Source organism: Aurantimonas sp. A3-2-R12, assembly GCF_036016755.1.
Classification (GTDB): Bacteria; Pseudomonadota; Alphaproteobacteria; order Rhizobiales; family Rhizobiaceae; genus Aurantimonas; species Aurantimonas coralicida_A.
Genome location: NZ_JAYXIH010000007.1, coordinates 120874 through 146941, shown reverse-complemented (window position 1 = coordinate 146941; position 26068 = coordinate 120874). Strand labels below are relative to the sequence as shown.

General features: G+C 65.1%; 20 protein-coding genes. 10 read left to right on the top strand and 10 right to left on the bottom strand.

The window, feature by feature from the left end; genetic code table 11:
- Positions 1-296 precede the first annotated feature (296 nt).
- The 5 genes from VSX60_RS06110 to edd all read left to right on the top strand — a co-directional run bounded on the left by VSX60_RS06110 (position 297) and on the right by edd (position 7587).
- Positions 297-818 (top strand): hypothetical protein, encoded by a 522-nt coding sequence (locus tag VSX60_RS06110; protein WP_327623262.1) that lies wholly within the window; start codon positions 297-299, stop codon positions 816-818.
- Positions 815-3430: an HWE histidine kinase domain-containing protein gene (locus VSX60_RS06105; protein ID WP_327623261.1), complete on the top strand. Its 2616-nt coding sequence runs from the start codon at positions 815-817 to the stop codon at positions 3428-3430. The genes VSX60_RS06110 and VSX60_RS06105 overlap by 4 nt, the downstream gene beginning before the upstream one ends.
- Positions 3431-3547: 117 nt before the next feature.
- On the top strand, positions 3548-5026 hold the full coding sequence (zwf, locus tag VSX60_RS06100) for a glucose-6-phosphate dehydrogenase (RefSeq protein ID WP_327623260.1): 1479 nt from the start codon (positions 3548-3550) through the stop codon (positions 5024-5026).
- Positions 5027-5034: 8 nt separating this feature from the next.
- The gene (pgl, locus tag VSX60_RS06095) at positions 5035-5742 is read left to right on the top strand and encodes a 6-phosphogluconolactonase (protein ID WP_442873059.1); all 708 of its coding nucleotides are present in this window, start codon (positions 5035-5037) and stop codon (positions 5740-5742) included.
- A 27-nt stretch (positions 5743-5769) separates the two neighbouring features.
- The gene (edd, locus tag VSX60_RS06090; RefSeq protein ID WP_327623258.1) at positions 5770-7587 is read left to right on the top strand and encodes a phosphogluconate dehydratase; all 1818 of its coding nucleotides are present in this window, start codon (positions 5770-5772) and stop codon (positions 7585-7587) included.
- A 45-nt stretch (positions 7588-7632) separates the two neighbouring features.
- Here edd and VSX60_RS06085 read toward each other — a convergent pair whose 3' ends face one another.
- The 7 genes from VSX60_RS06085 to VSX60_RS06055 form a co-directional block, all read right to left on the bottom strand.
- Positions 7633-8745, bottom strand: coding sequence for an ABC transporter ATP-binding protein (locus VSX60_RS06085; RefSeq protein WP_327623257.1), 1113 nt, complete (start codon positions 8743-8745; stop codon positions 7633-7635).
- Between the two features lie 34 nt (positions 8746-8779).
- The gene (bglA, locus tag VSX60_RS06080) at positions 8780-10444 is read right to left on the bottom strand and encodes a beta-galactosidase BglA (protein WP_327623256.1); all 1665 of its coding nucleotides are present in this window, start codon (positions 10442-10444) and stop codon (positions 8780-8782) included.
- 34 nt (positions 10445-10478) lie between these two features.
- Entirely contained in the window at positions 10479-11306 is an 828-nt protein-coding gene (locus VSX60_RS06075) for a carbohydrate ABC transporter permease (RefSeq protein WP_327623255.1), read from the bottom strand.
- 1 nt (position 11307) lies between these two features.
- Positions 11308-12306, bottom strand: coding sequence for a carbohydrate ABC transporter permease (locus VSX60_RS06070; RefSeq protein ID WP_442873057.1), 999 nt, complete (start codon positions 12304-12306; stop codon positions 11308-11310).
- Between the two features lie 128 nt (positions 12307-12434).
- Positions 12435-13697 carry an ABC transporter substrate-binding protein gene (locus VSX60_RS06065; protein ID WP_327623254.1) on the bottom strand — a complete coding sequence of 421 codons (1263 nt, stop codon included), beginning with the start codon at positions 13695-13697 and terminating at the stop codon, positions 12435-12437.
- 252 nt (positions 13698-13949) lie between these two features.
- A complete protein-coding gene (locus VSX60_RS06060; protein WP_327623253.1) occupies positions 13950-16007 on the bottom strand; it encodes a GumC family protein in 2058 nt (685 codons plus the stop codon).
- A 116-nt stretch (positions 16008-16123) separates the two neighbouring features.
- Positions 16124-17221, bottom strand: coding sequence for an endo-1,4-beta-xylanase (locus VSX60_RS06055; RefSeq protein WP_327623252.1), 1098 nt, complete (start codon positions 17219-17221; stop codon positions 16124-16126).
- 103 nt (positions 17222-17324) lie between these two features.
- On the opposite strand from VSX60_RS06055, the gene VSX60_RS06050 reads away from it, so the two are divergent.
- Positions 17325-18638, top strand: coding sequence for a lipopolysaccharide biosynthesis protein (locus VSX60_RS06050; protein WP_327623251.1), 1314 nt, complete (start codon positions 17325-17327; stop codon positions 18636-18638).
- Here the strand turns inward: VSX60_RS06050 and VSX60_RS06045 are convergent.
- From VSX60_RS06045 to VSX60_RS06035, 3 genes are read right to left on the bottom strand one after another with little or no spacing between them, the layout of a single operon-like run.
- The gene (locus VSX60_RS06045) at positions 18610-19488 is read right to left on the bottom strand and encodes a DUF6492 family protein (protein WP_327623250.1); all 879 of its coding nucleotides are present in this window, start codon (positions 19486-19488) and stop codon (positions 18610-18612) included. The genes VSX60_RS06050 and VSX60_RS06045 overlap by 29 nt on opposite strands.
- Positions 19489-19525: 37 nt before the next feature.
- Positions 19526-20323 carry a WecB/TagA/CpsF family glycosyltransferase gene (locus VSX60_RS06040; protein ID WP_327623249.1) on the bottom strand — a complete coding sequence of 266 codons (798 nt, stop codon included), beginning with the start codon at positions 20321-20323 and terminating at the stop codon, positions 19526-19528.
- Complete coding sequence (locus VSX60_RS06035) at positions 20320-21564, bottom strand: glycosyltransferase family 4 protein (protein WP_327623248.1); 1245 nt, start codon at positions 21562-21564, stop codon at positions 20320-20322. Before VSX60_RS06035 ends, VSX60_RS06040 begins: the two co-directional genes overlap by 4 nt.
- Before the next feature lie 308 nt (positions 21565-21872).
- Here VSX60_RS06035 and VSX60_RS06030 point away from each other — a divergent pair, with 308 nt between their 5' ends.
- From VSX60_RS06030 to hisD, 4 genes are all read left to right on the top strand, one after another.
- Complete coding sequence (locus VSX60_RS06030) at positions 21873-22853, top strand: glycosyltransferase family 2 protein (protein WP_327623247.1); 981 nt, start codon at positions 21873-21875, stop codon at positions 22851-22853.
- Positions 22822-24114, top strand: a complete 1293-nt coding sequence (locus VSX60_RS06025) for an O-antigen ligase family protein (protein ID WP_327623246.1) — start codon at positions 22822-22824, stop codon at positions 24112-24114. Before VSX60_RS06030 ends, VSX60_RS06025 begins: the two co-directional genes overlap by 32 nt.
- Before the next feature lie 125 nt (positions 24115-24239).
- Positions 24240-24707, top strand: coding sequence for a DUF2948 family protein (locus VSX60_RS06020; protein WP_327623245.1), 468 nt, complete (start codon positions 24240-24242; stop codon positions 24705-24707).
- Positions 24708-24770: 63 nt separating this feature from the next.
- Positions 24771-26063 carry a histidinol dehydrogenase gene (hisD, locus tag VSX60_RS06015; RefSeq protein ID WP_327623244.1) on the top strand — a complete coding sequence of 431 codons (1293 nt, stop codon included), beginning with the start codon at positions 24771-24773 and terminating at the stop codon, positions 26061-26063.
- Positions 26064-26068: the final 5 nt, after the last annotated feature.

Genomic DNA, 26068 nt, shown 5'->3' with positions numbered 1-26068 from the left:
CAAATCTGATGAAACAGCCTTTCCCATGAAGCACCTCCTGCTCACAGAGAATCAAACCGAACATCAAATGGGAACCCGTCGATTCAAATTATTCGCCGGATGCTCTAGGGTTGACGTTACGCCGCCGTAAGCTCAATCCCAGCCGGACGATACCCGAATGCAACATGACTGATGCCGCGCTCGCAAGCCCCCTGGACGGACCATCCGACGGACGATCGTCGGCCCCGTCGTTGAGACAATTGCTACGCTCCGGAACCACGGATCGCCATGCTGCCCTCGACCGGATTTTCGAGGGCATGACCGAAGCCTCGGATCCCGGCCTCTATCAACGTTTTATCGCCATGAATCATGCCGCGCATTCGGCCCTGGAACCGCTTCTCGACGGACATGCGGGGCTCGACGCGACGATCGGCTCGAACTTGCGGACGATCCTGCTGCCGGCGCTGGCATCGGACATGCGGCAAATGGGATTGCATCCGGCCGCCACTATCCCCTTCCCCGTTCGCCCCGTCGGGCTCCCGGAGGCGGCGGGCATTGCCTATGTTCTCGATGGGTCGCGGCTCGGAGCCCGGTTCATCCATCGCGATTTCCTGGCACGCGGGAATGCCCGGCGATGGCCGGGAGTTTCGACCGCCTATCTGGAGGCGGCGGCACTCGCCGACGGTTTCCGGGACCGGATGGACGACCTGTCGGTCGCTATATACGCCGCGCCCCATCGCGCCCGCGCGCTTGCAGCCGCGAATGCCGCTTTCGCCTTATTCGAGGCCGCCCTCGCCGGCTTCCCACACCCATCCAAAGACGGGAACGTCCCATCGTGACCACCGACGCCGCTGTTCCGTTTCAGGTCGATCTGTCGAACTGCGATCGCGAGCCCATTCATCTGCTGGGTCGCATCCAGGAATTCGGCTTTCTGATCGCGGCCACCGCCGACTGGATGGTCCGGCACGCGTCGGTCAATATCGGCGATTTTGTCGGCAAATCGGCGGACGAGCTTCTCGGCGTGCCGCTCGTCACCATCTTGCCAGCATCGACGATGCACGCGGTGCGGGGACGCCTGCAAGTGCTGTCGAACAATGACGGCTCGGAGCGACTCTTCGCGATCGATGTGTTTGAGAACGGCCAGTATTTCGATGTCGCCATCCACCGATCAGGCGATTCAATCGTGTTGGAGATGGAGCCGGCCTCCGCGCGACGCTCGGCCGATTCCGGCGCCCTCGTCAAAGCAATGATACTGCGCATCCAGAAAGCGCCCGATCTGGAAACGCTCTATCGCGAATGCGTACGACAATTGCGGGCCGTGACCGGGTTCGACCGGGTCATGCTGTATCGATTTCATGATGACGGTGCCGGTGCTGTCATCGCCGAATCAGTGCGTGGCGGCTACGAGACGTTTCTCGGCCTCCATTATCCGGCAAGCGATATTCCGCAGCAGGCGCGCGCGCTTTATATCCGTAATCAGATCCGCATCATCGCCAATGTCGATGCCGAACCGGTTGCGATCACGCCCGCCCTCAGCCCCGAGGGGCGACCGCTGGATCTTTCGCTCTCGTTGCTGCGGGCAGTTTCGCCGATCCACGTCGAATACCTGAAGAACATGGGGATTTCGGCCTCCATGTCGATCTCGATCGTGATCGACGGCAAGCTGTGGGGCCTGTTCGCGCTGCATCACTACGCGGCGCGGCACCTGCCCATGGAGTTGCGAAGCGCCATCGAACTCTTTGGCCAGATGGCCTCCTTCGTTATCGAGGGCCGGATTCACAGGGAGCGGCGTGAGGCCGACGAGGCCGCGCGCAATCTCCACGATCGCTACATCGGCAAACTCGTCGCGACGACGCCCTCGATCACGGCGCTCGCCGACCATGCCGACGAGTGGCGCGACTTCATCGCCTGCGACGGGCTGGCGGTCTGGGCGGAGGACGAGGCCCGAGCCTTCGGTCAGTGCCCAAACCAGCAGGAGATCGCCCAACTCGCGCGATTCCTCAATCGTGCCTCCGCCAGCAAGGTCTATGCGAGCGACCGGCTGGGCGAGGTCTCTCCGGACGCCGCCGCTTTTACAGATCGGGCAGCCGGCATGCTGGCGATCCCGCTTTCCCGCAGACCGCGGGATTATCTTCTTTTCTTCCGCAAGGAGATCGTCCAGACCGTCAGTTGGGCCGGCAATCCCACCAAGAAGCAGACTGTGATGGGGCCGAACGGGCCAAGGCTGACCCCACGCGAGAGCTTCGAGGTCTGGAAGGAGTCGGTGGTCGGCAGGAGTAGTAGCTGGACGGAGTCGGAGCTGAAGCGGGCGGAGGCTCTGCGGGTTTCACTTCTGGAAGTGCTGTTGCATTTCAACGAGGAAAACGAGCGCCACCGCGACGTTGCGACCCAACATCAGGAATTCGTCATCGCCGAACTCAACCATCGGGTTCGCAACATTCTCAGCCTGATCCGCGCCTTGGTCGGGCAAAGCCAGGCGGGAGCCGCTTCGGTCGAGGAGTTCGGCGGCATCATTGGCGGGCGCATCCAGGCGCTGGCGCGGGCCCACGACCAGATCACCCGCCAAACCTACGTCGCCCAAAGACTGGGCGACATCATCCAGACCGAAGTGCAGGCCTATGTCGGGCGGAACGCCGGTCGCGTTCATCTCGAGGGGCCGGATATCTTTATCGAGGCGAATGCCTTTTCCACCCTGGCGCTGGTGTTCCACGAAATGGTGACCAATTCGGCGAAATACGGCGCACTCTCCGATACGAAAGGGATCGTGCGCGCCGGCTGGACGATCGCGGCAGATGGCTCATGCGAGCTTCGCTGGCACGAGAGCGAGGGGCCGGTGGTCTCGCCGCCCACGCGCCGCGGCTTCGGCTCGACGATCATCGAGCGCGCGATTCCCCACGATCTCGGCGGCGAGGCCGAGGTAGCTTACCCAGAGTCAGGTCTGACCGCACGCTTCCTGTTCCCGGCTTCGGCCTTCCACCTGGACAGTGGCGACCGGAAAACCCCGAGCGAGGCGACACCACAGTCGAAAACGGCCCCGACGAGCGGGACCGTGACGTTGGACGGCTTGAGTTGCCTGATCGTCGAGGACAGCGTCATCATTGCGCTCGACACCGAGCAATTGCTGCTCGACAATGGCATGGAGAGGGTCTTCACGGCCGCCAACCTTGCCGAGGCCCGCCAGCTCATCGAGAGCGAGACTTTCGATGTGGCGCTGCTCGACGTCAATCTCGGCGCTGAAACCAGCTTTTCCCTGATCGGACCGCTCAACCGCAAGAACATCCCCTTCGTCTTCGTCACCGGCTACGGGGAGCGACTGGAATTGCCCGAAGACAACCCTCCCGAAGTCGAGGCTATCCGCAAGCCATTTGCCGGACATGAGGTGGTGGAGGCGATCGCGCGCGCCGCCGCGCGTCGCAAGGACGAGCGAGGAGCGATGAGCGATGAGCGATGAGCGCGCGCCAATAAGACGGGGATTGAATTTTTCCGGGGTATGGAAAAATTCAATCGATTAGACTAAGCAGATCGCGTGCGCGGCCGATGTCGGCCCTCCGCGACAGAAAGACGAGCGATGTCCAGCCAGATCATACCCGTCGAGCCATTCGACTATGTCGTTTTCGGCGGCAATGGTGACCTTGCCGAGCGCAAGTTGCTGCCGGCCCTTTACCATCGCGATCATGATGGCCAGATACCCGACGCCTCGCGCATCATTGGCGCGTCCCGCAGCGAGATATCCGACGAGGATTACCGCGCCTTCGCCCGCCAGGCCCTCGCCAAGCACGTCGACGCAGCCGACATGCATCAGGTATCGGTCGACCGCTTCCTGTCGCGGCTCCACTACCGCAAGGTCGACGCGCGCGCCGACGAAGGCTGGGACGAATTGCGCGCCCTGCTCGACGAGGCGGGCGAAGACCGCATTCGCGCCTTTTATCTGGCGGTCGGTCCTTCGCTGTTCGCCGATTTCGCCAGGCAGATCGGCGAAAAGGGCCTGTCGAGTTCGAACATGCGGCTCGTCATCGAGAAGCCGGTCGGTCGCGATCTCAAATCAGCCTGCGAACTCAACCAGATTATCGCCGATCATTTCACCGAGGAGCAGGTCTTCCGCATCGACCACTATCTCGGCAAGGAAACCGTGCAGAACCTGATGGTGCTGCGGTTCGCCAACGCCCTATACGAGCCGATCTGGAATTCGGCGCATATCGACCATGTGCAGATCACCGTCGCCGAATCGGTCGGGCTGGAAGGCCGCGCCGGCTATTACGACAAGTCGGGCGCGTTGCGGGACATGGTGCAGAACCATATCGTCCAGCTGATGTGCCTGGTCGCGCTGGAGCCGCCGGCGGCCCTCGATGCCGACGCGCTGCGCGACGAAAAGCTGAAGGTGTTGCGCGCGCTGCGCCCGATCGACGCCTCGAATGTCGAAAGCCGCACCGTGCGGGGCCAGTACAAGGCGGGCGCTTCGGACGGGGCCGCGGTCAAGAGCTATCTCGACGATCTCGGCAATGGCGAGAGCAACACCGAAACCTTCGTCGCGATCAAGGCCGAGATCAACAATTGGCGCTGGGCCGGCGTGCCGTTCTATCTGCGCACCGGCAAGCGGCTCTCGGAACGCATGTCGGAGATCGTCGTCACCTTCCGGCCGATCCCGCATTCGATCTTCGCCGGAGCCGCCGGCAATATCGTCCAGAACCAGCTGGTCATGCGCCTGCAGCCCAACGAGGGCGTCAAGCAATGGCTGATGATCAAGGACCCTGGCCCGGGCGGCATGCGGCTACGCCATGTGCCGCTCGACATGAGCTTTGCCGAGTCGTTCCGTGTGCGCAATCCTGACGCCTACGAACGGTTGCTGATGGACGTCATTCGCGGCAACCAGACGCTGTTCATGCGACGCGACGAGGTCGAGGCCGCCTGGAAGTGGGTCGACCCGATCCTCGATGCCTGGGAGGAGAAGGGCATGAAGCCGCAGGGTTACACCGCCGGCACATGGGGGCCGTCCTCCGGCGTCGCGCTGATCGAACGCGACGGGCGCACCTGGCACGAGCCCTATTGATGGATGCGATGATCCCCACTCCCGTCCTGCATCGCTATCAAACGCGCGAGGCGCTCGCCGAAGCGCTGGCCACCGGCGTCGCCGCCGTGCTCGCTGGAGCGATCGCCACGCGCGGCTCGGCGACGCTGGCGGTCTCCGGCGGCTCGACGCCGACGCGTTTCTTCGAGCGCCTGGCCGAGGCCGACATCGATTGGCGCAATGTCCGCGTCACGCTGGTCGACGAGCGCTGGGTTCCGGAAACCAACGAGCGGTCGAACGCGGCCATGCTACGCCGACACCTGCTCAAGAACGGCGCGGCGCAGGCGCGCTTCGTGCCGCTCTACATGGATGCGCCGACGCCCGAAGACGCGCTGACCGACCTCGGCGAGCGGTTCCAGCGGCTGGCCCGTCCCTTCGATGCGGCGATCCTCGGCATGGGTGCCGACGGCCATACCGCCTCGTTCTTCCCCGACGCCGACAATCTGGCCCAGGCGATCGACATGGCGACGAACGAGCCGGTCGTCGCGATCCGCGCGCCGGGGGCCGGCGAACCGCGCGTGACGCTGACGCTGCCGCTGCTGGTCGACGCGCGCCTCCTCGCTCTCCATATCGAAGGTGAGGAAAAGCTGGCTGTCTATGAGACGGCGCTCAAGGACGGCGCGGCAATGGACCTCCCGGTTCGTGCGGTGCTGCGGGCGCGGCGGACCGAGCCGCTGAACGTATTCTGGGCGCCCTGACTTCCTCCTGCCAAGAAGGTCGAGACCATGACCGCAGATCCTCGCATCGAAGCCATCACCGATCGCATTCGCGAGCGCTCGGCGTCGACCCGCGAAGCCTACGTCGCGCGCATTACCGCCAAGGGCGCCGAGGGGCCGAAGCGCTCGACACTGTCCTGCGGCAATCTTGCCCACGGCTTCGCCGCTTGCGGTCCGGTGGACAAGGACCGCCTTGCCGGCGGCCAGACGCCCAATCTCGGCATCGTCACGGCCTATAACGACATGCTCTCGGCCCATCAACCGTTCGAACGTTATCCGGAACTGATCCGCGAGGCGGCGCGCGAAATGGGCGCCACCGCGCAGGTCGCCTCCGGCGTTCCGGCGATGTGCGACGGCGTGACCCAGGGACAGGGCGGCATGGAGCTGTCGCTGTTCTCGCGCGACGTGATCGCCATGGCGGCGGCGGTCGGTCTCTCCCACGACATGTTCGACGCGGCCGTCTATCTCGGCGTCTGCGACAAGATCGTGCCGGGCCTGACCATCGCGGCGCTGACCTTCGGCCATCTGCCGGCGATCTTCGTCCCGGCCGGGCCGATGACAACCGGGCTTCCGAACGACGAGAAGAGCCGCATCCGCCAGCTCTATGCGGAAGGCAAGGTCGGCCGCGACGAGCTGCTCGAGGCCGAGTCCCGATCTTACCATGGACCCGGCACCTGCACCTTCTACGGCACCGCGAACTCCAACCAGATGCTGATGGAGATCATGGGTCTGCACACGCCGGGCTCCTCCTTCATCAACCCGAACACGCCGCTGCGCGATGCTTTGACGAAGGAGGCGACCAAGCGGGCGCTTGCCATCACCGCGCTCGGCAACGAATACACGCCGGCCGGGCTGGTCGTCGACGAGCGCGCCGTGGTCAACGGCGTCGTCGGCCTGCATGCCACCGGCGGCTCCACCAACCACACCATGCATCTCGTCGCGATGGCGGCGGCGGCCGGGATCAAGCTCACCTGGCAGGACATTTCCGACCTCTCGGATGCAACGCCGCTGCTGGCGCGGGTCTACCCGAACGGCCTCGCCGACGTGAACCACTTCCAGGCCGCCGGCGGCATGGGATTCCTGATCCGCGAGCTCCTTGGTCGGGGGCTGCTGCACGAGGACGTCCGCACCGCCTGGGGCCACGGCTTGAGCGCCTACGCGGTCGAGGCTCGGCTCGCCGACGATGGGCAATCCGTGACGCGGGTGGCGGCAACGAAGGAGAGCGGCGACCCGAAGGTGCTGACCACCCCCGATCAACCGTTTTCATCGAATGGTGGCGTGCGGATGCTGACCGGCAACATGGGCAAGGCCGTGATCAAGGTTTCGGCGGTCAAGCCCGAGCGCCGCCTCGTCGAGGCGCCTGCGAAAATCTTCCACGATCAGAACGATCTGAAGGCGGCATTCGACGCCGGGGACCTCAATCAGGATTTCATCGCCGTGGTCCGCTTCCAAGGACCGCAGGCGAACGGCATGCCGGAACTGCACAAGCTGACGCCGCTTCTCGGCGTGCTTTTGGATCGTGGCCACAAGGTCGCGCTGGTGACGGACGGCCGGATGTCGGGCGCCTCGGGCAAGGTGCCGGCGGCGATCCATGTCACGCCGGAAGCCAAGGCCGGCGGCGCCATCGCCCGGATCCAGGAAGGCGACATGATTCGGCTCGACGGCGAAAACGGCACGCTTGAAATCCTGGTCGACGCGGCGGAATTCGACGCCCGTGAGTTGGCGAAGCCGGATTTATCCGGCAACGAATACGGGCTGGGGCGCGAGTTGTTCGGAGCCTTCCGGGCAGCGGTCGGCACCGCCGACAACGGCGCCAGCGTCTTCTGACGCAAACCGGGATCGCCGCTTTCGGCGGTGTCCCTTGTCAGTCCGTCAGGCGGCGACGCGCTGCGGCGCCGTTCGCATCGCCTTGCCGTCTTCGCCGAACAGCCGCATCGCGTCGGGGTCGGCCGTCAACGCCACCGTGGTCCCCCGCGCGATCGTCACTTCCCCCGGCAGCTTGACGACGAAGGGCTCGTCGGTGCGACCGATGTCGACATAGACCAGCGTGACCTCGCCGAGCGACTCCGTCAGCATGACCTCGCCGCTGAACGGCGCGTCCGGACTGTCGGATAAAACGAGGTTCTCCGGCCGGATGCCGAGATGGGCCGGGCGTCCAATTGCGTCGGGTGGAGAGGCGATCGGCAGTGTCACCGAGCGCCCGCCCGTCAGCAGCACCCGGGTTTGCTGCCCCGTCGCTTCGATCGTCGCCGGCAGGATGTTCATCGAGGGCGAGCCGAGGAAGCGGGCGACGAAGAGATTGTCCGGCCGATTGTAGAGCTCCATCGGTGATCCGACCTGCTCGACATGGCCCTGGTTGAGAACCACGATCTTGTCGGCGAGGGTCATCGCCTCGACCTGATCGTGGGTGACGTAGACCATCGTCGTGCCGGCCATGCGCTCGTGCAGCCGGGCGATCTCGATCCGGGTCTGGACACGCAGCGCCGCGTCGAGGTTGGACAAGGGCTCGTCGAACAGGAACACCTTCGGATTGCGGGTGATCGCCCGCCCGATGGCGACGCGCTGGCGCTGGCCGCCGGAAAGCGCCTTGGGCAGGCGGTCGAGATAGGACTCGATCTGCAGGATCTGCGCCGCCTCGCGAACCCGCTGGTCGACCTCCTGCTTGGAGTTGTTTTTCTCCAGTTTCAGGCCGAATGCCATGTTGTCGTAGACATTCATGTGCGGATAGAGCGCGTAGGACTGGAACACCATGGCGATGCCGCGCTCCTTCGGGGTCCGGCCATTGACGACCTCGCCGTCGATCTCGAGCGTTCCGCCGGTGATGTCCTCGAGACCGGCGATCACCCGCAAAAGGGTGGATTTGCCGCAGCCGGACGGGCCGACGAAGACGATGAACTCGCCCGGCTCGATATCGAGGTCGATACCGTGCAGGACCTGCACCTGTCCGTAGGCCTTTCTGATACCGGTCAGCTTGAGGTTCGCCATGGTCCTGTCTCCCTTCCAGCCGCGCGCGCTTGCCTCACAGCCTGCCGATAAAACCGTCGAAGCCGCCGAGGCGAATCGTCGCCCCATCGGCCTCACCTGAAAATCCATATCCGGACAGCGCGGTCGGAACGCTGCCTACCGGCAGATCGAAATGCGTCGCATCGGCGTCGAAATTGAACGCGCAGACGAGCCGCTCCCCGTCATGCTCGCGCGTGAACGCCAGAACCGTCGGCGGCGACGGCAGAAACGTTATCGTACCCTTGGCGAACGCCGGATGGGCACGCCGGAAGCGCAGGAACTCCCGGTAGAAGTCGAGCAGCGAGTCCGGCTCCGCCTCCATCACATCGACGGCGCGGTCCTTGTGCCCGGCGGCTACGGGCAGCCAAGGCCTGCCGGTCGAAAAACCGGCATTGGTCGCGTCCGCCTCCCAGACCATCGGCGTGCGGCAGCCGTCGCGCCCCTTCACTTCCGGCCAGAAATTGATGCCGTAGGGATCGACCAGATCCTCATAGGCGATGTCGGCCTCGACCAGCCCCAGTTCCTCGCCCTGGTAGAGACAGATCGAGCCGCGCAGCGTCAACAGGACGCCGGCCGCCAGCCGCAGAACCTTGTCGGCCTCGTGGTGATCCTCGGCCCAGCGCGTCGCGTGCCGCTCGACATCGTGGTTGGAAAACGCCCAGCAGGCCCAGCCGTCGGCCGCGGCCGCCTCGAAGCGCCGCAGCGTGCCCGTCAGATCGGCGACCGCCGGCATCCGGCCCGACAGGAAGTCGAAGGCGTAGCACATATGCAGCTTGTCGCCGCCGGCGGTGTATTCGCCCATCAACTCGGCGCCGTGGATGCGCTCGCCGACCTCGCCAACCGAGGTGGCGGCCGGATATTCGTCGAGCAACGCCCGGAACTCCCTCAGGAAGGTGAGGTTTTCCGGCCGATTCTTGTCGTAGATATGCGCCTGCCAATTGTAGGGCTGGTTGCGCGAGGCCATCACCTCGGACTGGAGCGCGGCCTCGAGCGGCGGATTGTCCCGCAATTCGCGATCGTGGAAGTAGAAATTCGCCGTATCGAGCCGAAACCCGTCGACCCCACGATCGAGCCAGAAGCGGACGTCGGAGAGCAGCGCCGCCCGCACATCCAGGTTGTGGAAGTTGAGATCGGGCTGTGAGGCGAGAAAATTGTGCAGGTAGTATTGCCGGCGCTTGGAGTCCCACTCCCAGGACGAGCCGCCGAACACCGACAGCCAGTTGGTCGGCGGGGTTCCGTCGGGCTTGGGATCGGCCCAGACATACCAATCCGCCTTGAAATTGTCGTGGCTCAGGCGGCTTTCGACGAACCAGGGGTGGCGGTCGGAGGTGTGCGACAGCACCTGATCGATCACCACCTTCAAACCTAGCCGGTGCGCCTCGGCGACGAGCGCGTCGAAATCCGCAAGCGTTCCGAACAGCGGATCGACGTCGCGATAGTCGGAGATGTCGTAGCCGAAATCCTTCATCGGCGAGGTCATGAAGGGCGACAGCCAGATGCCGTCGACCCCGAGCGAGGCGACATAGGCCAGCCGGCGGGTGATGCCAGGAAGATCGCCGATGCCGTCGCCGTCGGAGTCCTGGAAAGAGCGCGGATAGATCTGGTAGAGCACCGCGCCGCGCCACCAGTCGCGATCCGCCGTGGCGGCTCTCGGCGAGGCATCCGCGCAATCGGTCGTCATGGAAGCATCGTCAGTCTGCCGCGTCGTCCGCATGTCAGCCTTTCACTCCGCCGGCGGTCAGGCCGGAAATGATCTTGCGCTGGAAAACCAGCACCAGGACGATCAGCGGCACCGTCACCACGACGGAGGCCGCCATGATCGTGCCCCAGGGAATTTCCTGCTCGGAGGCGCCCGATAAGAGCGCGATCGCCACCGGCACGGTCCGCGTGTCGTTGTTGGACACGAAGGTCAGCGCGAACAGGAACTCGTTCCACGCCGCGATGAAGGCCAGCAGCCCGGTGGTCACCAGCGCCGGCCACATCAGCGGCAGGAACACTTTGACGACGATGGTGAAGGGCGAGGCGCCGTCGACGATCGCCGCCTCCTCGATCTCGATCGGCAGGTCGCGCATGAAGGTCGTCAGCACCCAGACGGTGAACGGCAGGGTGAAAATCATATAGGCGAAGATCAGCGAGAACAGCGTGTTGTAGAGGCCGGTGACGCGGACCATCTCGAACAGCCCGGCGAGCACGGCGATCTGCGGGAACATCGAGACGGCGAGGATGGTCAAAAGCAACAGCCCGCGTCCGCGAAAATTGATCCGCGACAGCGCATAGGCGGCGGTCACCGCGAGGGACAGCGAGATCGCCACGACGACCGAGGCGACGATGACAGAATTGAGGATGTTGGTCGGAAACTCGCCGCTCGCGAAGATGCCGCGATAGTTCACCAGCGAGAAATCCGTCGGGAAATAGTTCACCCGGAACAGTGCGGTACCGGATTTGAAGCTGGTCAGGATCGCGTAATAGAACGGGAAGATCGAGAACAGGACGATGGCGACGACGAGGGCGTAAAAGGCGGTGCGCTTGATGACGACCGGCATGTCAGCGTCCTCCCCCGAGATCCAGTCTGGCGACCTTGATGTAGAACAGGGTGATGAAGGCGATCACCAGGAACAACAGCGTCGAGGCCGCCGATCCATAGGCGAACTTGTCGAACTGGAAGAGGTTTTCCTGGGCGAAGACCGACATCGTCTTGGTATCGGTATTGTTCGGCGTCAGCACGTAGATGAGGTCGAAGACACGCAGCGCATCCAGCGCGCGAAAGATGACGGCGACGAGGATCGCCGGCCGGATCAGCGGCAGCGTCACCTTCCAGAACACCTTGACCGGATGGATGCCGTCGATCTTGGCGGCCTCGTAGACATCGCCGGGCACCATCTGCAGGCCTGCGAGGATGAGCAGCGCCATGAACGGCGTCGTCTTCCACACATCGACGATGATCACGGCCCACATCGCTGTCTCGGGCGTCGCCGTCCAGGCGACCGGGGCGGACAGGACGCCGATCGTCATCAGCATGTCGTTGAGGATGCCGAACTGGTCGTTCATCATCCAGGCCCACATCTTCGCCGAGACGATCGTCGGGATCGCCCAGGGGATGAGGACCGCCGCGCGCACCAGGGCGCGCCCCTTGAACTCGGCGTTGAGAACGAGGGCGAAGACGAGACCCAGGCTTGTTTCGATCGAGACCGAGATCACCGAATAGTAGACGGTGTTCCAGACCGAGTTCCACCATTGCGGATCAAACAGGAGGCCGAAATATTCGCCCTCCCCATTGCCGTAATCGACATATTCCCAATAGTTCCGGAATCCGACGAACTCGGCCCCCGCGATGTTGTCGAGGCTGGCATCGGTAAAGGAGAACCAGATCGTTTGAAGCAGCGGCCAGCCGGCGACGAGGGCCAGCACGACGAGCATCGGGGTGAGAAACAGCCAGGCCGACTTCAGCCGCTGGCGGGAGAGATCGGAGCGGCCCACTGCTCCCTGCTCCTCGGCCGCGATCGCCCTGCCTGTCGGCGGCACGCCCAGCGAGACATTGGCCATCGTCGTCCCTCCCAATGGACTTTCGATCTGGTCCGCCGGCCGCCGCTTCGCGGTCTATGCCCGCCGGATGGCGTTCGCAGGAAAAGGCGCTCCCTAGCCTCCTCCGCCCAATCAGCTTGGGCGGAATCTCACTCCCAGGCGCTGCGCTTCAGCCGGCGCAGGCGCTTTTCGAGCTGATCGAGATTGTCCGCGGCCGAGCCTCGACCGGATATCGTCTCGTTGACGGCCGTCCAGAACTCCTTCGAGACCTCGTTGTACTGGCGCTTGGTCGGCGCCGAGGGACGCGGCACCGCGTTGGTCACGACTTCCTTCCATTCTGTGACGATCGGCTGCTTCTCGGCGATCTCCGCATCGTCGTAGAGCGTCGGGATCGTCGGCAACCGCGACTGATTGACGGCACGCTGCTTCTGCGCCTTTTCCGAACTCAGGAACTTGACGAGATCGATCGCCGCCTCCTGGTTCTGCGAATATTTGGAGACCGCCAGGTTCCAGCCGCCGAGACAGGCCGCCGACGAACCACCTTCCGAGGCCGGTAGCGGCACCACGTCGAACTTGCCGGCGACCGCGGAGTCGTCGCCGTTCGACAGCGCGTAGGCATAGGGCCAGTTGCGCATGAACACGGCATTGCCGGTCTGCCAGACGCCGCGCGACTCCTCTTCCTTGTAGGCGAGGACGCCATCGGGGGCGATCGTGCCGACCCAGCCCTTGGCCCTTTCGAGCGCGGCGGCGGCCTTCGGATTGTTGATGGTGATCTCGCCGTCCGGCGCGACGATCTGGCCGCCCCCGTTGCTCGCCACCCATTCCAGCCCGTCGCAGGTCAGCCCCTCATAGGGCGCGCCCTGGAACACGAAACCGTTCATCTGGCCGTTGCCGGCCTCGCGCTCCTTTTCCTGGATCTCCTTGGCGGTGGCCTCCAGTTCCGACCAGGTCTTGGGCGGCTCCTTGCCATATTTCTCCAACAGGTCGGTGCGGTAGTAGAGCGCTGGTGCGTCCGTATACATGGGCAGGGCGACGAGCTTGCCGTCGACGGTCTGGGATTCGATCATCGAGGGGAAATGCTGACCGACAATGTCCTTGGCGGCCTCGGTCAGGTCGACGAGACTGCCGGCCAGTTGCGGCGCCCAGATCACGTCGGTCCGGTAGACGTCGATGTCCTCATTGCCGGCCGACAGCCACAGGCGATACTGCCCGAACTGGTCGGTGGTCGACGCCGGCATTTCGACGATCTTGACCGTGTGGCCGGATTCCTTCTCGAAATCGTCGAGCTGCCCCCGCAATTCCTCGATGTCCTTGCCGACAGAGCCGGAGACCAGTGACAGCTCGGCCGCGAACGCGCCGCCGGTGAAAAGGGTCGAAGCGGCAAACGCCAGAACCAACCGCGAAAGCGTCATGGAAAAATCCTCCCTGATGTCCCGATCGGGCGCGCCGATCGTCGGTGCCCTGCATCCGGCCACTCCCACGGTCGGATGCCCTTCTTTCGAAGCTATCCCGACTGAGAGGAAACGCAAGGGCATCGGCGATCGCAACACGGCACATGGACACGTTCCGCGTTTCGGCGCGTGAAAGCCGCGATCGGACTTGGGAAGGATCAATTCGCGAGCGTTCGCGCCCGCGGCCTCGGGAGGTCGGACGGGGTCGTCGTCTCAGTGGACCTGACGCCGTTCGCGGATTTCGGCGATGTGCCGCTTGACGGCGGCGATGTCGAACTGGAGACGCTCGACCTCCGCGTCATCCGTTGCGGCGAGATTATCCTGATCGCCGATTTCGGGACGCTCGGCGGCGATCGCACGGATGCCGTCGCGCAATTCTTCGCGCGTCTGCGGTTGACCGTCGACGGGGGCGGGCTCCGCCGCCGCGTCGGGCGAAGCCGGAGCGTCGCCCGCAGGTTGCTGATCCATGTCCTCTTCGCGGACCACGCGCTCCTCCTCGAGCGGGCCCATTTCGGCCGGCTGGTCGGATTCGTGCTGGTCCCGGTTCGGTTCACCGGCCTCGTCAACCGGACGCCGGAGATCCCCCGTCTCGGCGTAGACCGCCGGACGGATCCCGGCTGCGTCAGCGAGACCCACCCCGCCAACAACGGCGGCGTCGTCGCGGTCAGCCTGTCGCGCCTCGCCCATGCCGACGGGAGCAGCGGAATAGAAGCCGGCAGACGGATAATATCCGGGGGAATAGGGCGAGCGCCCGCGATAGCCGGCTGCCTCGAAACCGAGAGGGACGCCAGCGCCGTCCCAGGCGACACGATCGAGCGGCCGCACTTCCTGGAAGAACCGCACCGCGCCGCGGAGGACGGCGATACCGATTCCGACGAGAAAGCCGAGGATCGCGCCAAGAAGGACCATCGTCCGCCGGGACAAGCTCGACGGCTCCAGCGGCGGTGTCGCCTCGGAGATGACATGGACATTGGCGGTATTCAGGGTTTCCTGCTCGCCGGTTTCGCGCGCCCGAAGCAGGAACGCTTCGTAAACCGCGCGCGATGCCTCGACCTCGCGCTCCAGTTCGCGCAGCTTGACGAAGGATTCGCTGGTCTCCAGCTGCTTGGTTTTCAATGCGGTGATCTGCGTGCTCAGATCGCGGTCGGTGCGCTCTGCGCGGGCCAGATCCGTCTGCGCCGCCGCGACGATACGGTTGAGCTCGGCACGGATGGCGTTCCTCGCCGAGGCCAACGCCTCCTGGCTGGCCATGCGTTGCGGATGACGAGGCCCGAGCGTGGTGCTGAGGACGGCGGCCTGCTGGGCGAGTTCGGAATAGGTATTGCGCAGCCGGGTCAGCGCCTCCGACGTCAACTCCTCGGGAAAGGAGCCTTTGACGACATCGTCGATCCCGACGTTTTTCATCTGCTCGGCGCGCACCCGCAACGCCGCCAGTTCGCCGCGCGTACGAGCAAGCTGGTCGTTGGTGCGCAGGATGTAATCGTCGTCGACGAGCCGTCCGCCGACGCCGACGAGCCTGTTCCGAGTCTTGTATTCCTCGACGGCCCGCTCCGCTTCAGCGACGGTTTGGCGCAGTTCGGCCAGACGCGCGGAGAGCGCGTCGCTGGCGCGCCGCGCCGTCTGCGACTGCACGCGCCCGAGCTGGTCGATGAATGTGACGCCGATCAGACGGGAGAGCTCGGCGGATTTTTCCGGGTCCCTCGTCTCGACCGAAAGATTGATGATGAAGCTCTTGGCGTCGCGGGTGACGGTCATCGCCTTGCGAAGGTTCTTCACGGTCACGAGCCGTTGCCGCCCGCTCTGAGCGTCGTCCTCACGGAGGAAGGACGCCAGGTTCGGAAAGATCGAGCCGAAAAACGTTTCTGCCGTCCCGTTGAATTCGGGGTCGCTTTCGAGGCCGGCCTCGTCGATCACCCGGTTCAGGACGTTGTTCGAGTAGACGACCGCGATCTGGCTTTCGATCAGCGCCAAGGTTGCCTCGTTGGGCAGCCCGTTCGGGGTGACTTCGTTCTGCACCACCTTGATGTCGCGCGGGTCGACCAGGATCTGGGTGTCGGCGGTGTAGAGTTTCGGTGTCGATAGAGCCAGTAGAATGGCGAGCGCGATGCCGAGAAACGTTGTGAGGACGATTAGCGGCTTGGACGACCAGACATGGCGGAAGATGTAGATGGGGTCGATCAGCGAAGCCTGTCCGGAACGCTCGACGACCGTGACATGCGAGCGCGACCGGGTGCTTGCCGTCGGATTTGTCGCTGAAGATGTCGAGAACATGGGCGTCACCGAATTGCCGGAGCCGGACGTCTGTCGCGGGCCCTGATCCGTCGAAAATGCGGTTTCATGCTCAAGAAACAGTTAACGCGGGGACGATAACGGCCCCTTACGCAAAGTCAGCTCGATCTCAAACGCTGCCGCAAGAGCGTCATCCAGCGCTTCGGAGCCATATCCCGGTCGAGTGGCAACGGGCGGCTTGGATGCCCGTCCGGGCGAGGAAGCACATCCGAAACCCAGCTATAGCGGTCGCTGACACCCCAGACGATCACTGATTCCGGCGCCTTGAAGGCAAAGACTCCATCGAGGAGATCGGTCACCAGGCGTTGCGCCGTCGCATCCTGGGGCTCGGCACCGGGCACGCTCTCCCAGTCGATCACATCCAGTTCGGTCACCAAGAGGCCGACCCCCAAGCCGTCGAGCGTGCGATGGAACTCTTCCAGCGCGTCCTTGTCGATCGTCCGGTCGGCGTAAAGATGCCCCTGGATGCCGACACCGGTAACCGCCACGTTGCGGTCCTGGAGCTGGCGCACGATCGTCAGCATCACCTCACGGCGGGCATCGTAGCGCGGCCCGGCGAATTCGAGATCGTAGTCGTTGATGACCAGCCGCGCGCCGGGATCCGCCCGCGCCGTCGCCTCGAAGGCGATGGGGATATGCTGCGGCCCGAGCTTTTTAAGCCAGGCGGTCCGGCGCAGCGGACCCTCGCTGATCGGATTGTGCGAGATCACCTCGTTGACGACGTCCCAGCCGGTCAACTTGCCCTTGTAGCGATCGCCGACCCGTTCGATGTGCTCGATGAGCGCCGCTTCCGCTTCCTTTGCCGTCTCGATTTGCTCAACCCATTCAGGCGTCGAATTCCACCAGACATGGCAGGTCCCGCGGGTCGAGCGACCGTGGGAAAGGGCAAACTCCACCAGCCGATCCGCGGGCTCGAAATTCCAGCTGTCGCGGGTCGGCCGGATTTGATCGAATTTCAGTTCGTTCATCGGCATGATCAGGTCGAAATACTCGACCGCGGCGTCTCTGTAGGCCGGATCGGCATCGAAATACTCGGCCTGGACTGCACAACCGAGGGGCACCGGGCCGGAACGGGGCGCCCCATGCCGCTCGGCCCGGGCGGGCGCGACTGTCCCCGGCGCCAGCGCCAGTCCGGCGCCGGCGACCAGCAGAGAACGGCGCGTTAAGGTTCCCGCGCTATTGGAAAGGTTGGACAAACACCCATCCGCCGCGTCCCGCTGCGGGACGGCGAAAGCGGATTTTGCGGCTCGACGGCGGTGAAGTATCGTCATCTGCCCCTCGGCTCCAAGGTTGTCGATCATGCAACGTTTCGCAGTCTGGATCGAAAGGCTTAAGGGCAACCTAAACCTCGTGCGGGACTACGCCTCGTTGCTCGGCGGATCGGCCGGGCGCCTCGTCTTGTCGCTCGCCTATTTCGTCTCCATCGCCAACGGGCTGTCGGTTGGCGATTTCGGCCTGTTCGCCACGGCTTCAGCAACCGGAATCGTTCTGTCGCGCATCGCCGGCTTCGGCTTCGTTTCGCCGCTTTACCGCGTTGCGACGGTCCGTCGGCGATTGGTGGGAACCTACACCGCCGGACTGATTGTCGCCTTTATCCTGTCGCTGCCGTTGGTCGCGATCGCGGCGGCCGGCTTCTATGTCACATTCTTCAAGGGCGAGATGAGCATCGGCGCCTTCGCCGCCGTGGTCCTGGCGGAGGTCGTGTTCTGGCGCGCCCTCGAGGTCGTGGTCATCGTCAACAACGGTCTCGGACGCTTTATGCGCGGGGCGATCATCGTCATCGCCGGCTCGGCGATCCGGGCGGTGGCCGCCGTCGGTTTCGTGATGATCGGCGACGGCTCGCTGGTGCAATGGGCGCTCGCCTATGCCGGCGCGAACGCCGTCGCCGCGGGCTTCGCCGTCATCGCCTATTATCCCCGGCAGCGCCTGCGCCTGCGTCCGGCCCTCTATCTCGCCAGGTGGCGGGACAGCGTGTCGGTCGCCAGCGCCGAAATCATCTTCTATCTTCAGTCCGAACTCGACAAGCTGCTGGTCCTGTCGCTCGGCGGGCCGCAGATGGCCGGCATCTACGCGATCTTGATGCGGCTCATCGATCTCACCGCCCTGCCGATCCGTTCCTTCAACACGATGATCGTTCAGAAACTGATGCGCACGCCCGAGTGGCTGACACAATGGCGAATCCGTTGGGGCATCGAGGCCGCCGTCGCGGCCGTCTCCGTCGCCGGCCTCGGCTTTCTCGGCGGTGTCTTGCACGTCTTTCCAACGGCGCTCGGCAAGAATGTCGCCGAGGCCGCTCCTTTGGTGCTGCTCGCTCTGTTCGTGCCGGCCTTCCGCAATCTGGTCGAATATGAGAGCGAGCTTCTCTACGCCCGTGGCAGGACCGGGATACGGGCGATGATCCTGGCGGTCGTCGGCCTCATCAAGGCGGCGCTTCTCATCGTTCTGCTACGCGCGGCGCCGCAGACCGAGATCTGGATTTTCGGCCTGAACGGATTGTTCCTGGTGCTCTGGATCGTGTCCGCCGCCGCGACCTACGCGGCGTTCGACTGGACCGCCCCACCCGCCGCGCGCTCGGCGCGGCGTCTCACGCCAGCCCAGCAGCCCGGCGAATGAGGGCGGGATCGGTGCCGGTGAAGGACTGGATGCCCGCCGCGACCTGATGCGGCTCCAACCCGGCGGCGAAATCCGTCAGTTCGCGTGAGCCGAGGGCCGCGCCGTTCCAGTAGACCTGGCACAGCTCCAGGTCGCTCGGCGCGTGGCGATCGGGCCGATCTTCGCACTCGTCGACGAAGCGCCCGTAGATCGTGCATTCCGACAGGCTGCGCGAGGCCGCGATGGCCGCGAGCCAAGGCTTGCCCATCCGGGCTTCGACGCGGCGTCGCAAGTCCCGAACCGTGTCGGTGCGCCAAGCCAAAAGCGTGGTGATGTAGGCCGTATCGGTCCAAGGTGGCGTGGAAATGCCGAGCAACTCGCCGGCCCGTCGCGACCATTCGCGGTGTTCGTCGCGCGCGGCGGAATCGATGGTCGCGACCGCGCCCTTACGACGGAAGAAACGAACCTTGCCGTCGCTCGACAGGCTGCCAACGTCAAACTCCCGCAGAAAGACCACGTCGGAATCAACGGAGAGCATCACCTCTTCTTCGATCGCCGCCGCGATCGCCAGCCGCCGCAATTGCTGGACATGCCAGCCGCGCAGAGGTGGGCCGTAGGCCGAGAGCCAAATCCGACGGCGACCGAAGGACGAGGGGTCCGGGAACGGGCGCAACCAACGCGGCAGCAGCTCGCGCTCGTCGACGATCTCCCGCTTCGGCCCGGCGAGTTGCCGGAACAGCGCGATGTCGCCGGCCTCGACCAGGATCAGGTGGCGCGTAAAGCCGGCAACGCGCCGATCGATGCTTTCGCAGAGCAACCGGCATCGCTCGAAATCGCCGCGATAACTCGACGTGACGATCGCCGATCGCATGGGCCGCCCTTTCCCGGCGCCCTGCCGTGGCGCGGCATCAGACATCGTCCCGCTCCCGCCGCAACCGATCGCGCAGAATGCCAAAGAGGAAGAGCGGGTTGCCGAGAATATAACGGCGCCACATCCTGCCGGGCTCCAGCGCCAGACGCCAAGCCCATTCCATGCGCAGGCGCCGAATAGCGAGCGGCGCACGGGCCACATTGCCGGCGAGAAAGTCGAACAGCGCGCCGACGCCGACGAAGAGCCGGCCGTAGCGCTCGCCCAGATGATCGGCGATGAAGAGTTCCTGGGCGGGAACGCCCATGGCGACGAGAACGATGTCGGCCTTGGCCAAGGCGAGGTGGTCCAGGACGCCAGCGCAAGCTTTGCGGTCGAAGAACCCGTCCGACACCACGAGATAATCATGCGCCGGGATCTCGACCGCGAGCCGGGTCGCCGCGCGCTCGGCGACGCCCGGCGCGCCCCCAATCAGGGCGACGCGCAGGCGGCCGTCGAGCGAGGCGAGAAGGCGGGGCAGGAAATCGGTGCCGTTGAGGTTCTCGGTGAACGGTTTGCCGTAGAGCATCCGCGCCGCGATATCGACGCCGATCCCGTCGGGGATCACCAGAAAGCGCTCCAGAGCGCGTTTGTAGGCTGCGTCCCGCCGGGCGATGTTGACGCAATGGGCGTTGAGGAAGGCGATCCGCGTGGTCCGGCCGGACGAGAGCGCGTCGGCGAGCGCCGCGATGACCGCCGCGCCCGAGTGGTCGGTGACCGCGATGCCGGCGATGTCACGGCTCGCGCCGGCTTCGCCTCGCGAGGAACCCGCCGGCCAAAGGGCGCTCGCTTTCATCATCGTCTGGCGAGCCCGTTGGCGAGCCGAGGCGGGACGATTGCATCGGGGCCAACCGGTGCAACCAGCGCCTGAGGCGTGTTGATGGCCGTGGCGAACCGATCCAGACCCGCGGCGATGCCGGCGTCGAGCGCGGCCCCCTGGGCGCGCGCGAAGGCGGCGCCGTCGAGGCGAAGCGATTGGCCGGCCCTTTCGGCGGCGACGAGTTCGATGATCCGGTCGGCGAAGTCCCGCGGCGCATCCGCGACCCGCACATTGGCGGGAACACTGTCGACGCCGCGCAGGGCTTGCGGCGTTGCGACCGCTGGCATCCCCTCCTCGAAGGTTTCGATCGTCTTCAACTGAACGCCGGTGCCGCCCTTGGTCGCCAGGGCGAGCACGCGCGAGGCGCCGACGAACCGCTGGGCGTCCTCGACGCGGCCGAGAAAAGTGACATTGGCGGCGGCGGCGGGTGGCGGGCCGTCGAAGCGCCCGGCCACTGCGATGGACATATCGGAAGGAAGCAGCGGCACGACTTCGTCGACGAACCAGTCGAGGCCGACCCGGTTCGGCGCCCAGCTCCAGGTGCCGATCAGTCCGACATCATGGGCCCGTTCGCCCTTGTCGGCGACGTTCGGGCGGCCGACGGTCAGCGCCAGCGGCACGCATTTGTCGGATCCGGCAAGGCCGAGCCCGTCCCGGTCGTCTTCGCTCAGCGTATGGACGACCGCCGCGTCCCGGCAGATCGTTGCCTCGGCGCGCTCGAGCAGCGCCGCCTCGCGGCCAAAGAGCAGCCGGGTGTGGAAACCGCCAGTGTTGCGGGCGTTTTCGCGGGCGGAGCGATGTTCGACGTTGTGGGCGATGAAGATCGACGGTTTTTGGCGCGCCAGGAAGGGATAGGCAGCCGGCATCTGCACGGAACTGAGAACATATCCGTCCACCGGCCCCGCTTCGGCCAGACGCCCAAGAAGTTCGGCGCGGCTAAGCCCGGCCACTTTCGCGGCTCCGACCGGCAGCTTGCGAGCGAACGCCGCGCCGACCCAGGCCGCCTTGCGGAGCGTCGACGCCCCGGAATTCTCGATCGCCAGTTCGCCGAGGCATATTTCGTCCGCTCTGGCGGGCCGCGACCCCGGCCGGCGGAAGCCGACGAAAGTCAGCCGCACGCCATGATGGCGGTACGCCGCGACGATGGCGCGGTTCGCGATCTCGAAGCCGGTCGATGGGGCGTCGTCGGGCAGGAGCGACGAAACGAACAAAAGATGCATTCCGACCGGACCACTCCGCGCATTGCAGGAATCCGATTGTCGCAGCCGCACGTTGAAATTGCCCTAATGCCGCCGGCACGTTTCGGCGGCTTGATCGCCGCGCGGCGTCGTGGAGCAGGCCAAGCGTGCCATGGGGATGGATCGGAAAGCGCGCTGCGGGGCCAGCTTCTCGTTTGTTCTGCTGGGCTCGCGACCGAATTTCGCGATTTTTGAGGGCTGCGTCGAGACTTCGTTCATCTTCTTCTGATTTTGTTCTGGTATCTGCTCCAACCCGCCTTCCGTTACGCGATCCGATCGAACGACGCCCTATGACCGACGCCATTACCATCGAGTGTATCTCGCCGGACCTCGATTTCGGGCGGTACGAGGTCGTCGTCACCCTGCCGACTTTCCGCCGGCCGGAGCATCTCCTGAAAACGCTCGAATCGCTCGCCGCCCAGCAGACCGAAAGGCGGTTTGCGGTCATCGTCATGGAGAACGATGCCGAAGGCCGCGAGGGACTGGCCGCCGCCGCAGACTTGTTTGAAACCGGCCGGCTTCCGGGATTGATCCTGATCGCCCATGAGCGCGGCAATTGCGCGGCCTACAATGCTGGATGGCAAACGGCGATCGAGCGCTTCCCGGCGATGCAGTATCTTCTGGTCATCGACGACGACGAGATTGCCAGTAAAAGCTGGATCGCGCGGCTGGTGGAGACGGCCGAGACCCTTGCCGTCGACATCGTCGGCGCCCCGCAGATCCCGATTTTCGAAGGCAATGGACAGGCGCGCTATGCTCGCCATCCCGTGTTCACGCCCCATTACGCTCGAACCGGACCCGTGCCGATCCTCTATTCCTCCGGCAACGTCCTGATCCGGCGCCGTGTCCTGGAGGCGATCGACGCCCCCTATCTCGATACTGCCTTCAACTTCATCGGCGGCGGCGACAGCGACTTCTATTCGCGCTGCCGCGAAAAAGGTTTCACCTTCGGCTGGTGCACGGAGGCTCTCGTCCATGAGACGACGCCAGCCCGGCGCACCGAATTCTCGTGGCTGAACGCGCGGGGACTACGCAATGGCGCGATCTCTTCGATCATCGAGCGCCGCCGTCGCGGCGGGACGACCGACCGGTTCCGCCGCCTCGCCAAGAGCGCCGCCTTGCTGGCCGCCTCGCCGTTCCGCTCGGCACGGCTGGCCTTCGACACCAAGTCGCCCGTCATCGGGCTTTATCACATGCAGGTCGCCGTCGGCCGCCTGCTCGCCGAATTCGGCCTCGTCAATGAACAATATCGTCGTCCCGAACAGAACTGACGCCGTCGGCGTCCACGACCCGATCAGGGTGCTTCGGCTCGTCTTCGCGGCGACGATCCTGACGTTTCTTCTCGTCTCCTTCACGCCCTTCGTGCTGGAATACGAGACCGACGTTCAGGGCAATATCGTCAATCAACTCGGCTACAGTGCACTCGCGCTCGTCGCGATCGTCGGCCATCTCCTGTTCACCGACCGCGCGGTCGCGCTCTCGCTGCTGCGCCCGGTCTGGCTGTTGACGATCGCCTTGCTGGCCTTTTCGGTCCTGCAATCGGAGTCGCCGGGCGCCGCGATCCGCGCGATCCTGTTCACCCTGACCGCAATGCTCGCCATGACCGGCGCGCTCAGCCTGCCCCCCTCGATCCGCGACTTTCGCCTGGCGCTCGCCATTGCCGCGCTCGTCGTTCTCGGGCTCTCCTATCTCGGGCTTGTCGCCTATCCCGGATTGGCGATCCACGGATCAGACGGCCTCGAGCCGCAGCATGCCGGTTTGTGGCGGGGCATCTACAGCCACAAGAACGTCGCCGGTCCGATCATGGCGATGCTGTTTTTCGCCGGCCTCTACCTCATGCGCTGCGGCGAGCGGTGGGCCGGCCTCGTCATCTCGGTTCTGTCGGCGATCTTCATCTACAAGACCGGCTCCAAGACCACCCTGGCCCTGGTTCCGCTCGTCGCACTCTTCGTTACCGGCGGCCGGATCTTCGGCGGTCGTCTCCTGCCGATCACGGTCCTTTTCCTTGCCATTCTCGTAACCGCGCTGTTGACGCTGGGAGCGGCAATTTCGCCCGCGCTCGACATCGTGCTGCAGGCGGTTCTGCCCGGCACGACCTTTACCGGCCGCCTCGATCTGTGGCGCTTCACCCTCGACTTGATGGGCCATCACCAATGGACGGGCTTCGGCTTCGAGACTTTCTGGAACACGGGCGTCGTCTACAAGGCCGAGGCCCCGTTCGAGCTGTCCTGGGACCCGCGCCTTATCGTCAACGCCCATAACGGCTATCTGGACATCGCCATCTGGGGCGGATGGCCGACACTCGCGGTCGCGGCATGGATGCTGGTGTTGCTGCCGTTCAAGGATTATCTGACGACCCAGCCCGCCGTGGAAAACCGCCGCCTGGCGGATTTCCTCCTGATGATCCTCGCATTTGCCCTGTTGAATTCCTTCTTCGAGAGCTATTTCTTCAGTCGCGGCAATCCGATCTGGCTCATGACCTGGCTCGCCATCGTCGGCCTTTGGCTTTGCAGCCGCTTCCGGCTTGAATAATCGCGCGAAACGTCGTCGTGAACCGGGCGACGGGATGACCATTCCAATTCCGAGCCGCCGGCCTAGTTTGCGGTGCAGTAACCCGTTCAGTCCGCCCGTTTAGATAGAAAGCAACGCTCATCACGATGGACCGCCTGCGCCTCCTTGCCGTCGATACCGACGATCTCGCCATCCTGTCGGCCTATTGCCAGGATGCCGTCGTCACATTGCGGGACTGTCGCTACCGAGCCGGTGAGCAGCAGTTCGTCGTCGAAATGAACCGCTTCGTCTGGGAAACCGCCGAGGGAATTTCCCGCTTTCGCCTGTTCCGCAAGGCCGAATATGAGCGGCGACGGGCCGTCCTGCATTTCGACCGGGTGCGGAGCGTCAAGCGGATGGGCCTGGACGCGACCGAGGGCGATCAGGTGCTCGTACTGCTGGCCATCCGCTTCACCCCCGCCGATGCCCCGTCCGGGGTCGTCGAACTTGTCTTCGCCGGCGGCTCCGCGATAAGGCTGGACGTCGAGGTGATCGAGGCGCAGCTCAGCGACGTCGGAGGTGCCTGGAGCACGTCGGCCCGGCCGGAGCACGACCGTTCCGATCCGTCGGCCTGACGAAGGCAGTTCGGCACGGCGCCGGTCGCCACGCCGCCGCAGATCAAGAGGGGAGTTGCCACAGTGCCGTCGAGGCTTACCAGCACGGACGCCGATTTCGAGGCGAAATTCCGGGCGCTGCTCGGCGCCAAACGCGAATCCGCCGCCGACGTCGATGACGCGGTGCGCGCCATCGTCGCCCGTGTGCGCGCCGAGGGCAACGCCGCGCTGATCGATCTGACCCGGCGTTTCGACGGCCTCGATCTGACGGCAGAGACATTGCGGGTCGAATCGGACGAGATCGACGCCGCCTTCGCGGCAACCGCCCCGGAGACGCTCGCGGCGCTGCGGACCGCACATGAGCGCATTACCAGCCACCACGAACGCCAGCGTCCCAAGGACGACCGTTATGTCGACGCGATCGGCGTCGAGCTCGGCAGCCGCTGGACCGCCGTCGAATCAGTCGGCCTCTACGTTCCGGGCGGCCAGGCGAGCTACCCCTCCTCGGTGTTGATGAACGCGGTTCCCGCCAAGGTCGCCGGCGTCGAGCGCATCGCCATGACCGTGCCGGCGATGCGGGGCGCGCTGAATCCGCTGGTGCTCGCGGCCGCGAAGATCTGCGGCATCGACGAGATTTACCGGCTCGGCGGCGCCCAAGCGGTCGCGGCCTTCGCCTATGGCACCCAGACGATCCCGCCGGTCGCCAAGATCGTCGGCCCCGGCAACGCTTACGTCGCCGCCGCCAAGCGCCAGGTGTTCGGAACGGTCGGCATCGACATGATCGCCGGTCCGTCCGAGATTCTGGTGATCGCCGACGGCGCCAACGATCCGGACTGGATCGCCGCAGATCTTTTGAGCCAGGCCGAGCACGACGCAGCGGCGCAGTCGATCCTGATCACCGACGACGGCGATTTCGCCGATGCGGTCGAAGCGGCCGTCGAGCGGCAGCTGCGGCTTCTGTCGCGCGGCGAGACCGCTGCCGCCAGTTGGCGCGACCATGGCGCCATCATCCGCGTGGCATCCCTCGACGAGGCCCCTGCCCTGTCGGACCGGATCGCGCCCGAGCATCTGGAACTCGCAGTCGAGGAGCCCGAGGCGCTGTTCGCCAAGGTGCGCAACGCCGGCGCTGTGTTTCTCGGCCGCCATACGCCGGAGGTCATCGGCGACTATGTCGGCGGCTCAAACCACGTCTTGCCGACCGCCCGCTCAGCCCGTTTCTCGTCGGGATTGTCGGTTCTCGACTTCGTCAAGCGCACCTCGATCCTCAAGCTCGGGCCGGAGCAGTTGCGGGCGCTTGGCCCCGCCGCGATCGAACTGGCCCGCGTCGAAGGCCTTGACGCTCACGGCCGGTCCGTGGCGATCCGGCTGAACCTTTGATCGTG

Excerpts from the sequence above, each read along its gene's own strand:
- VSX60_RS06070 (WP_442873057.1), bottom strand. The coding sequence starts at position 12,306 with ATGGCCAATGTCTCGCTGGGCGTGCCGCCGACAGGCAGGGCGATCGCG.
- VSX60_RS06060 (WP_327623253.1), bottom strand. The coding sequence starts at position 16,007 with ATGTTCTCGACATCTTCAGCGACAAATCCGACGGCAAGCACCCGGTCG.
- VSX60_RS06020 (WP_327623245.1), top strand. The coding sequence starts at position 24,240 with ATGGACCGCCTGCGCCTCCTTGCCGTCGATACCGACGATCTCGCCATC.
- VSX60_RS06035 (WP_327623248.1), bottom strand. The coding sequence starts at position 21,564 with ATGCATCTTTTGTTCGTTTCGTCGCTCCTGCCCGACGACGCCCCATCG.
- VSX60_RS06065 (WP_327623254.1), bottom strand. The coding sequence starts at position 13,697 with ATGACGCTTTCGCGGTTGGTTCTGGCGTTTGCCGCTTCGACCCTTTTC.
- VSX60_RS06050 (WP_327623251.1), top strand. The coding sequence starts at position 17,325 with ATGCAACGTTTCGCAGTCTGGATCGAAAGGCTTAAGGGCAACCTAAAC.
- zwf (WP_327623260.1), top strand. The coding sequence starts at position 3,548 with ATGTCCAGCCAGATCATACCCGTCGAGCCATTCGACTATGTCGTTTTC.
- VSX60_RS06025 (WP_327623246.1), top strand. The coding sequence starts at position 22,822 with ATGAACAATATCGTCGTCCCGAACAGAACTGACGCCGTCGGCGTCCAC.
- VSX60_RS06075 (WP_327623255.1), bottom strand. The coding sequence starts at position 11,306 with ATGCCGGTCGTCATCAAGCGCACCGCCTTTTACGCCCTCGTCGTCGCC.
- pgl (WP_442873059.1), top strand. The coding sequence starts at position 5,035 with ATGATCCCCACTCCCGTCCTGCATCGCTATCAAACGCGCGAGGCGCTC.
- VSX60_RS06085 (WP_327623257.1), bottom strand. The coding sequence starts at position 8,745 with ATGGCGAACCTCAAGCTGACCGGTATCAGAAAGGCCTACGGACAGGTG.
- VSX60_RS06040 (WP_327623249.1), bottom strand. The coding sequence starts at position 20,323 with ATGATGAAAGCGAGCGCCCTTTGGCCGGCGGGTTCCTCGCGAGGCGAA.
- VSX60_RS06045 (WP_327623250.1), bottom strand. The coding sequence starts at position 19,488 with ATGCGATCGGCGATCGTCACGTCGAGTTATCGCGGCGATTTCGAGCGA.
- VSX60_RS06110 (WP_327623262.1), top strand. The coding sequence starts at position 297 with ATGACCGAAGCCTCGGATCCCGGCCTCTATCAACGTTTTATCGCCATG.
- bglA (WP_327623256.1), bottom strand. The coding sequence starts at position 10,444 with ATGACGACCGATTGCGCGGATGCCTCGCCGAGAGCCGCCACGGCGGAT.
- edd (WP_327623258.1), top strand. The coding sequence starts at position 5,770 with ATGACCGCAGATCCTCGCATCGAAGCCATCACCGATCGCATTCGCGAG.
- VSX60_RS06030 (WP_327623247.1), top strand. The coding sequence starts at position 21,873 with ATGACCGACGCCATTACCATCGAGTGTATCTCGCCGGACCTCGATTTC.